Genomic DNA, 7824 nt, shown 5'->3' with positions numbered 1-7824 from the left:
ATCGTCGGCAGCGTCAGATGTGTATAAGAGACAGGGCCAGGCGTGGAGGGCGGGGGCGAGTGGTTCGAGGGCGGTGAGGAGGGTGCGCAGGCGGCCCCGGGTGGGGCCGAGGCGGTCGGGGGCGGGGGTGAGCAGGAGCCAGGCGGCGTGGCGGCGGTGGAGCGGCGGCGGGGTGAGGAGTTCGGGGTGGCCGGGGCCGAGCTCCCAGGCGCGGTAGAGCTCTTCGACGAGCAGGTCGCGGGTGCCCGGGCCGACCTGGCCGGTGCAGCTGCGGACGGGGGCGGTGGGGGTGAGGACGGTGACGGGGAGGGTGCTGGGGGCGGCGGGCCCGCCGTGGAGGGTGACGGGTCGGCGCCAGTCGTGCGCCGCCCAGACCGCGGTGAAGTGCTGGAACAGTTCGTCCGGGTCGTCGGTGGTGGTCTCGGCGGTGGTGCGCGCGGCGAGGATCGTCCAGGCGAGGGACGGGAGTTGGCCGAAGGGGGCGGAGACGAGGCCGCGGACCGCGGCCCAGGTCCTGACCCGGCGGGCGAGGGCGGCGAAGGCCGCGTGACGGGGGCCGACGGCGGCCAGGATCGCGTCGGCGTCGGTGACCGCGCTGCGGGCGACCGCGCAGTCGTCGGCGGGGGCGAGCACCAGGTCGACGGCGAGGCCGGCGACGTCGAGGCGCAGGCCGGGGACGCGGGCGCCGCGGACTTCCCTGATGTTCCGGGCCCCGGGCAGCGCCTCGGCCAACCGGCTCGCGACGGCGGCGGGTTCGAACGGGCCGGGCAGGACGGCGACCAGGTCGAGGTCGGCGCCGTCCAGGTGGCAGCCCATCCGGCGGGAGCCGGCCCGGTGGGTCTCGCCGGGGAGGACGGCGGCGATCCGGGCGGTCAACTCGGCGGTGTCGACGGATGGTTCGGTGCGGGTGGCGGGCGCGGCGGGTTCGGGGAGGTCGCGGGTCGCGCCGGTGCCGAGGGTGACGACGGCGCGCGGGGTCATCGGTCCGTCGCCGCGCCGGGAGAGCACCACGAGTTCGCCGACGACGGCCGTCATGGGCTCCAACCCGGCGGTGGGGAAGTCTCCCCGGCCCAGGGTGAGGTGCGGCCGGTAGCCGTCCTCGCGGGTGCGGCACTGCGGGAAGCGGCGGCGCAGGGCCTGGTGGAGGGCCGTCCAGGGGGCGGCGGAGCCGGCGGCCGGGTCGAGCCATCGGGTGGTGGCGCCGGACTGCTCGAAGGTCCGCACGCCGGCCAGTTCCGCGGTGAAGGGCGGGACTTCGGCGGCGGCCTCGGCGAGCAGCGGCAGCGCCCGGTCGAACTCGTGCTCGGCGACGAAGCCGAACAGCAGGTTCACGTGCGGCGGCCAGCGGTCGTACCGCGGGTCGTGGCGGGCGCGCAGGCGCTGGACGGCGGGCCACAGGTGCGCGGGCGGCAGCCAGGCGACGGCGGTGCGGGCGGTGGTGGGGGCGTCGATCGGGTCGGCGGCGGGGGCTGCGTCGAGGTCGACGGCGAGGCCGTAGTGGTCGGAGGGGTGCAGGCCGTCGGGGCCGGGGCGGTGGCCGAGCAGCCGGGCGGCGGCGGTGCGGGCCCGGCCGGGGCGGAGCAGGACGCGGTCGAGGCGGCCGGCCCGGCCGGTGAGCGAGGAGACGGCGGCGAGCGGGTTGGCGGCGGGGTCGAAGGTGGGGGTGCGGTCCCCGGGGCCGTGCGCCTCGGTCCAGGTGTCGCGCAGGCCGAGGGCGGCGGCGGGCGCGGCGGTGCTGTCGTTGAAGTCGCCGAGCACCAGCAGCTCGCCCTCGACGGCGGCGAACCCCTCGGCGAGGGCGGCCAGTTCGGCGGCGCGGCGGTCGGCACCGTCGGGCGAGTGGTCGCTGCTGAGGTGGACGGCGGCGACGGTGAGCGGCCCGGCGGCGGTGCGGACGGTGACGGCGGTGACGGCCTTGTGCGGGCCGAGGGCGTGCCGGCCGGCCTCCTGGACGGGGAGGCGGCTGAGCAGCAGCAGCCCGTGCTCGTCGACCTCCCGGCCGAACGGGTCGGCTCCCAGGGTGTAGCCGCGCCGGACCCACTCCTGGGCCAGCAGGAGCTTGACCAGGGCGGGTTCGACCTCCTGGAGGGCGATCAGGTCGGCGTCGGCGGCTTCGAGTTCGGCGAGCAGCAGCGGGCGGCGGCGGGCGGTGTGGATCAGCTCGGGGTCGTAGCGGTCCCACAGGGTGTTCCAGGTGACGACCCGCAGCCGCTCGGCGGCCGGGGCGGCTCCGGCTCCGGCTCCGGCGGGCCGCCAGCCGCGTTCGGGGTGCCAGGCGTGCGGGGTGCCGGGGGTGAAGAACGGGGCGGGCAGCACGGCCGGGTCGGCGCGCCGCCCGGCGGTGGTGGTGTCGAGCAGGTCGGTGCCGGTGTCACGGTCCCACACCAGCAGGCCGTCCGCCTCCACGTACCGGACGCGGTGCCAGGGCACGTCCCCGGCGGCGGTGAAGGTCTCCAGCGGGACGCGTTTGGTGCGGTCGTCGCGCTGCCGGACGCCGAGGGTGAAGCGGGCCGGGTCGAAGCGGTCGTCCCAGCGGACGCGCTGGCAGACCTGTTCGATGGGGCGCATCAGTCCTCCTCGTCCAGGGACCCGGCGGTGCTCGCCACCGTGCCGTCGGCGTCCAGGTACCGGGTGCGGTGGGCCTGGCCGGGGTAGGGCGGGTTCCAGCGGTGGAGCTGGGCGGTCAGCACCTCGGCGGGGACGGGGTGCGGGCGGACGGCGTTGCGGCGGTGCAGCTCGGCCTCGTCGACGACGGTGACGACGTGGGTGAGCAGCGCGTCGCGGCGTTCGGCGATCGCGTGCGGGTGGCCGCGCTGGTGGCGGTTGAGCGAGGTGGCGTCCCAGACGGCGGTGCCGCCGTCCGCCAGCGCGGCCTCCAGTGCCGCCAGGCCCCGGCGCAGGAGTTCGGGGTTGTCGCGCTGTTCGGCCCGGGAGCCGTGGGCGGCCCGCAGTTCGTCCAGGCTGATCCGGGTGCCGGGCAGCGTCGCCGCGTACGTGGACTTGCCGCTGCCGGAGGGGCCGCAGAGGTGGACCAGCCGGGGGAAGCGGCCGTCGCGCCAGGCCCAGGTGGCGGCGACGGCCTCCTCGGCGGTGGAGATCCGGCCGAGGCCGTACGCCTCGCGGGCCTGCGCCCAGCACCGGTCGCGGACGTCCGGCGGGAGGCCGGCGAGGGCTTCGCGCAGCCCGGCCCGCAGCGGGCCGAACGGGTCGGGCCCGAGCAGTCCGGCGTCCTCGGCGTGCAGGGCCGACCAGGCGACCTCCTGCTCGGCGTCGGGGTGGGCCTCGGCGGCGACGGCGTGCAGCACCCCGAGGTCGGCGGCGGCCGCGAGGCCGGTCAGACCGGCCCGGCGCTGCCCGTCGGGGTGGGGCCGGGCGAGCAGCGGGTGCAGGCCGACCAGGTCGGCCACCCGCCGGGCCTGCGGCAGGCCGAGCGGCCGGGCCAGGGCGGGCATCAGCCGTTCGCGGCGGGCGGTGCGCAGCGCGAAGGCGAGGACGCCGTCGAGCCGGGCGTCGCCGGTGCGGCCGAGGGCGTCCAACCGGGCGGTGACGCCGTCGAGCTCGGGGTCGAGGTCGCGTCCGAGGGCGGCGGCAAGGGCGGCCGCGTCCGGCGTGCCGCCGGAACGGACGTGCCAGAGCGCGGAGTTCGGGCCGAGGCCGTTCTCGACCACGGCGGCGTGCATCCAGTGGGTGTCGGTCCGCACGTGGTGCGGGCGCACCCACTTGGCGACCCGGCGCCCGAACTCGGCGCGCGGGAAGCCCGCGACCGTCCGCACCACGTAGCCCTCCTGGCGCTCCGGGTCGAGCTTGAGCGCGCGGACCGCCCGCTCGTCGTAGCGGCCGCGCCACAGCACCCGGGGGGTGGGCACGCCGAGGCGGCGCAGGAAGCGGACGGTGGCGTCCCAGTCGAGGCAGTCGTCCCGGTCGGTCCAGACCGAGAAGCCGAAGAACCAGCTGTCCAGGTCGGTGTAGGCGAGCGAGTGCCGGGCGTACAGGTTCTCCCCGCAGATCCGCCAGCCGGCCGGGATGCGCGGGCCGATCCGGCCCTGCAGGCCCTTCACCCAGGCGCGGGAGGGGTGGTGCGCGGAGTCCAGCGAGCGGGCGTGCAGGCCGTCGGGGTAGAGGGTGGTGTTCTCGCCGTCCAGCTTCTCGGTGACGACCACCTCGGCACCGGCCAGGCCCGACAGGTCCCCGGTGCGGATGTCGTCGGCCGCCGCCCCCGGGGACCACGGGAGGTGCGGGGTCCGGGGGTAGTGGACGCGCATGCGGACCACCCTAGGGACGGGTCGATCCGCCCGGCCAGCGAATTTGGGCGGACGCGCGACAGGGGCGCGCGGAGTGGCCCGCACGCCCCTGCCGTCCGTCGGTGGTCAGACCGTCAGACCGCGGCTGACCAGGTCGAGCAGGGCGAAGGCGAACAGCGAGATGCCGACGAACCCGTTGGTGGAGAAGAACGCCCGGTTCAGCCGGGACAGGTCGTGCGGCTTGACGATGGTGTGCTCGTAGACGAAGGCCCCCGCCACCACCGCGAGCCCGCACCAGAAGAACGCGCCCGCGTCGGTCAGCACCGCGTACCAGGCGAGCAGCGCGGTGGTGACCGCGTGGCAGACCCGGGCGCCGGTGATCGCGGCGGGCACGCCGAACCGGGCCGGGACGGAGCGCACGCCCGTGCCCCGGTCGGCCGCGACGTCCTGGCAGGCGTAGATCAGGTCGAAGCCGCCGATCCAGATGCCGACCGCCAGGCCGAGCACCACCGCGTCCCAGGACCAGCTGCCGGTGACGGCCAGCCAGGCGCCGATCGGCCCCATCGCCTGGGCCAGGCCCAGGATGGCCTGCGGGAAGTCGGTGAACCGCTTGCCGTACGGGTAGACCACCATCGGGACGACGGCCACCGGGGCGAGCAGCAGGCACAGCGTGTTGAGCAGCGCCGCCGAGCCGAGGAAGACCACCAGCGCGATCGCCGAACCGACGTACGCGGTGCGCAGCGAGACGGCGCCGGTGACGAGTTCGCGGCCGGCGGTGCGCGGGTTCCGGGCGTCGATCTCGCGGTCGATGATCCGGTTGGCGGCCATCGCGAAGGTCCGCAGGCCGACCATGCAGACGGTGACCAGCAGCAGTTCGCGCCAGTGCACCGTCCCATCGGCGAGGAACATCGCGGTGAGCGCGGCGGTGTAGGCGAAGGGCAGCGCGAAGACCGAGTGCTCGATCACGACCAGGCGCAGGAAGGCCCGGGTCCGGCTCGGCGGCGCCTCGAACGCGTCGGCGGTGGTCATCACAGGCCGTACTCCGGCTGACCCCCGCGGGTGCGGGGAAGGACTTCCTGCGCCTGGACCACGTCCGGCAGGCTATCGGGTTTCACAGTCCGTACTCCTTCCAGCGGCGGGTGACCCGGGCGGCGGTCTCCGGGTCGGAGGCGACCATCTCGGGCCAGCCGCCGTCGCGGGTGTAGCCCTCCTCGGGGAGCTTGCGGGTGGCGTCGATGCCCGCCTTGCCGCCCCAGAACTGCTGGTAGGAGGCGTGGTCCAGGTGGTCGACCGGGCCCTCGACGACCGAGAGGTCCCGGCTGTAGTCGACGTTGCCCAGGGCCCGCCAGGCGACCTCCTGGTAGTCGTGGACGTCGCAATCGGCGTCCACCACGACGATCAGCTTGGTCAGCGACATCATGTGGGCGCCCCAGATGGCGTGCATGACCTTCTGCGCGTGCTTCGGGTACTTCTTGTCGATCGAGACGATCACGCAGTTGTGGAAGCCGCCTGCCTCGGGCAGGTCGTAGTCGACGATGTCCGGGATGATCACCTTGAGCAGCGGGAGGAAGAAGCGCTCGGTGAACTTGCCCAGCGGCCCGTCCTCGGTGGGCGGCCGGCCGACCACGATGGACTGCAGCAGCGGGCGGCGGCGCATCGTCACGCAGTCGATGGTCAGCGCCGGGAACGGCTCCTGCGGGGTGTAGAAGCCGGTGTGGTCGCCGAACGGCCCCTCGGGGAGCAGCTCGCCGGGCTCCAGCCAGCCCTCCAGCACCACCTCGGCGTCGGCCGGGACCTGCAGCGGGACGGTCTTGCAGTCGACCATCCGGACCCGCTCCCCCGCGACGAACCCGGCGAACAGGTACTCGTCGATGTCGCCGGGCAGCGGCGCGGTGGCGGCGTAGGTGACGGCGGGCGGGCAGCCGAAGGCGATCGCGACGGGCAGCTTCTCGCCGCGCCTGGCGGCCACCGCGGCGTGGTTGCGGCTGTCCTTGTGGATCTGCCAGTGCATGCCGATGGTGCGCTTGTCGTGCCGCTGCAGCCGGTACAGGCCGAGGTTGCGGACGCCGGAGTCCGGGTCCTTGGTGTGGGTGAGCCCGAGGTTGAAGAAGGAGCCGCCGTCCAGCGGCCAGGTGAACAGCGCGGGCAGCCGTTCCAGGTCGACGTCCTCGCCGGTGAGCACCACCTCGTGGACGGGCGCGTCGGCGGACTTCACGTTCCGCGGCGGGACGTGCGCCATCGAGGCGAGCTTGCCGAACGCCTCCCGGAAGCCGGTGAAGCCCTGCGGCAGCTCGGGCTTGAGCAGGCCGCCGATCTTCTCGGCGATGTCGTCGGGCGACTTCAGGCCGAGCGCCTTGGACAGCCGCCGCTCGGTGCCGAAGACGTTCATGGCCAGCGGCATCGCCGAGCCCTTGACGTTCTCGAACAGCAGCGCGGGGCCCTTGGCCTTCTGCACCCGGTCGACGATCTCGCCGACCTCCAGGTAGGGGTCGACCTCGACCTTGATCCGTTTGAGGTCGCCCTCCCGCTCCAGCGCCCGGAGGAAGGAACGGAGATCGTCGTATGCCATACCTGTCAGTATCCGGTACGGGCTAACCTGAGGCCGCCAAGGGTCCTGTTCGAACCTTCTTCCGGAGATCTGTGCCGTGCCGAGAATCTTGCCCGTGGTGGCGCTGCTCGCCCTGTGGGTGTGGGCGTTCATCGACTGCCTGACCACCCCCGAGGACGAGGTCCGCCACCTGCCGAAGGTGGGCTGGGTGATCATCGTGCTGTTCTTCCCGCTGGTCGGCTCGATCGCCTGGCTGGTGGCCGGCCGCACCCGCGGCGGCGCGCGCCGGGCGTCCTGGCCGTCCGGCCCGGCCGCCGCCCGCCCCGGCCACCGGCCCGACGGGCGCCCGCTCGCCCCGGACGACGACCCGGAGTTCCTCGCCTCGCTGAAGCGCGGCAACGACGAGCACGAGGACATGCTCAAGCAGTGGGAGGCCGACCTGCGCCGCCGCGAGGACGACCTGCGCCGGGACGACGACCGCCCCGGGGACGGCGACCGTCCCAAGGGCTGATCACGCCTTTTGGCGCATCCCTACCATCCGAACCGGATCCGGATCTCGAACACCCGGCCGCCGGCCCGCGTGCGCCCCTTCCCGCGCACCGCGCGCCGGCGGCCTCCGCACACCCCCCGCATCACCGCTGACCTGCTGGTTCGACCACTCCCCCATCCCCCGACCGGGGTACGCCCGGGCACCCGTCCGGAGCGGCCCGGCGCCGGGCCCGTGCGCCCCCCTATGTCGAGCCTGTACAGCGATCGGCTCCCGACCTTGTACGGATTCGACGCCGAAAGCCGGGCGCACTGACTCGTACTGTCGTAGCAGTAGAGGTGTTCGCTGCCCCACGCGAGCTTGGAGTGGTTCGAAATGACGGTCCTGCACGATGCGCCGGTCGGCGACGAGGCTCCGGCCGATGCCCGTAGTCGGGTCGCCGAGTTGCGCGAGCTGCGCGAGCAGGTCCGCCGGGGGCCGAGCGAGAAGGCCACCGAGGCGCAGCACGCGAAGGGCAAGCTGACCGCGCGTGAGCGGATCGAGCTGCT

Annotated in this window: 5 protein-coding genes and 1 pseudogene; 2 read left to right on the top strand and 4 right to left on the bottom strand. The window is 74.8% G+C overall.

Going from position 1 to position 7824, the window contains the following annotated elements:
• The 4 genes from OO48_RS33335 to OO48_RS33320 form a co-directional block, all read right to left on the bottom strand.
• On the bottom strand, positions 1–2568 hold a 2568-nt coding region (locus OO48_RS33335), incomplete at its 3' end, for an RNA repair domain-containing protein (RefSeq protein WP_051733371.1).
• Positions 2568–4262 (bottom strand): RNA ligase family protein, encoded by a 1695-nt coding sequence (locus OO48_RS33330; RefSeq protein ID WP_033223235.1) that lies wholly within the window; start codon positions 4260–4262, stop codon positions 2568–2570. The genes OO48_RS33330 and OO48_RS33335, both read right to left, overlap by 1 nt.
• A gap of 105 nt (positions 4263–4367) precedes the next feature.
• Positions 4368–5270: a menaquinone biosynthesis prenyltransferase MqnP gene (gene mqnP / locus OO48_RS33325; RefSeq protein ID WP_033223233.1), complete on the bottom strand. Its 903-nt coding sequence runs from the start codon at positions 5268–5270 to the stop codon at positions 4368–4370.
• A gap of 82 nt (positions 5271–5352) precedes the next feature.
• Complete coding sequence (locus tag OO48_RS33320) at positions 5353–6810, bottom strand: menaquinone biosynthesis decarboxylase (RefSeq protein WP_033223231.1); 1458 nt, start codon at positions 6808–6810, stop codon at positions 5353–5355.
• 76 nt (positions 6811–6886) lie between these two features.
• Between OO48_RS33320 and OO48_RS33315 the strand changes: the two genes are divergently transcribed.
• Positions 6887–7300 (top strand): PLD nuclease N-terminal domain-containing protein, encoded by a 414-nt coding sequence (locus OO48_RS33315; RefSeq protein WP_033223229.1) that lies wholly within the window; start codon positions 6887–6889, stop codon positions 7298–7300.
• A 351-nt stretch (positions 7301–7651) separates the two neighbouring features.
• Positions 7652–7824, top strand: a pseudogene (locus OO48_RS37920) (methylmalonyl-CoA carboxyltransferase); the annotation flags it as partial.

The organism is Kitasatospora phosalacinea, assembly GCF_000716545.1.
In the GTDB taxonomy this organism is placed as follows: domain Bacteria; phylum Actinomycetota; class Actinomycetes; order Streptomycetales; family Streptomycetaceae; genus Kitasatospora; species Kitasatospora phosalacinea.
This window is presented reverse-complemented; position numbering and strand designations above follow the sequence as displayed.